This is a genomic window from Corallococcus sp. CA053C (genome assembly GCF_003611675.1).
Lineage (GTDB): Bacteria > Myxococcota > Myxococcia > Myxococcales > Myxococcaceae > Corallococcus.
This window is the reverse complement of record NZ_RAWA01000778.1, coordinates 1-1,304: the sequence shown is the minus strand read 5'-3', so window position 1 is coordinate 1,304 and position 1,304 is coordinate 1. Positions and strand designations below refer to the sequence as shown.

General features: G+C 72.3%; 1 protein-coding gene and 2 pseudogenes. All 3 read left to right on the top strand.

Going from position 1 to position 1,304, the window contains the following annotated elements; translation table 11 throughout:
• Positions 1-184, top strand: a pseudogene (locus tag D7V97_RS43065) (hypothetical protein); the annotation flags it as partial.
• 9 nt (positions 185-193) lie between these two features.
• The gene (locus D7V97_RS43060; protein ID WP_120616272.1) at positions 194-1,171 is read left to right on the top strand and encodes a general secretion pathway protein GspE; all 978 of its coding nucleotides are present in this window, start codon (positions 194-196) and stop codon (positions 1,169-1,171) included.
• Between the two features lie 35 nt (positions 1,172-1,206).
• Positions 1,207-1,304: pseudogene (locus D7V97_RS43055) on the top strand (peptide ABC transporter ATP-binding protein); the annotation flags it as partial.

The window sequence follows — 1,304 nt, the reverse complement described above, 5'->3', positions numbered from 1 at the left end:
GGCCCGGCCTGCTCCTGCCGCGGAGGCCCCGCGCGCGGCGCAGACGGGCAGCCCCGCGGAGCTGCTCAAGAGCGTGGAAGAGGTCCAGCGCAAGGAGGTCGCGGCGCTCAAGGCCATGGTGGAGCTGCTCATCGAGAAGGGCGTTTTTTCCCGCGAGGAATACCTCGCCAAGGTCAAGCGGTAGCCAGCGGCCATGCGCAAGAAGATCGGTGAACTCCTCGTCCAGGCCGGAGTGGTCACGGACGAGCAGGTGAAGCAGGCCTTGGCCTCCGGGCGGCGCGGGCAGGGCCGCAAGCTGGGCGAGGTGCTGGTGTCCATGGGCCTGTGCAACAGCCGCGACATCGCGCGCGCGCTGGCGGCCCAGCACGAGCTGCCCTTCATGGAGCTGCCCGGGTACATCCCGCATGCGGTGTCCTCGCTGGTGTCCATGGACTTCCAGACCGAGCACCGCGTGCTGCTCTTCGCGCTGGAGCCGGACGGCCGCAGCGAGAAGCTCCACGTGGCGGTGGAAGACCCCGGCAACCTCATGCTGGTGGACGAGCTGCGCTTCCAGCTGCGCAAGCCCCTGAAGGTGTTCGTCGTCGCGCCGGACGACCTGGACCGGGCCTTCGCGCGCGGCCGGGGCGAACCCCTGGACATCGTGGAGGCCGAACCCATGGAGATGGACATGGACGAGGACGACTCGCCGGACATCCTGCCGTCACCTCCGGTCGCCGCGCGGCCGCCCTCGCGTCCGCCGGCCCCGCCGACGCTGGACTGGGACCTGCCGCCGCCTCCGCCGGCCGACTCGCGTACCGACGGCGCGGACGTGCTGGAGGACCTGCTGGGCGTGAAGCCCCGGGCCGCGCCGCCTCCGCCGCCTTCGCGTCCGCCGCCCCCACCGCCTCCGGATGGCGACGTGGATCCGGGCAAGCCGCGCGTGCCGGTGGTGCTCTTCGGCGGCGCCGCGCAGGGCGCCCGGCCGTCGGTGGCGCTCACGCCCAAGCCGGACTTCTCCGACGAGGACCTGGCGGTGCTGGACGACATCGAGCGCATCTCGAACGGTGAGGAGGCCAGCCTCGACACGGACAAGGTGAAGCCCGCGCGCATGGTCGCGAGCCTCATCCGTCTGCTCATCCGCAAGGGGCTCATCCAGGAGGCGGAGTTCCTGGAGGAGCTGGCCCAGAAGTGACCGTTGCCGCGCGGTCCTCCGAGCCCGTGGCCCCGCTGCTGGACGTGCGGGGCCTCACCACCCAGCTGACGCTGGAGCGGGGGCCGGTGCGCGCGGTGGACGGGGTGTCCTTCTCCGTTCCCCCGGGCGGCAC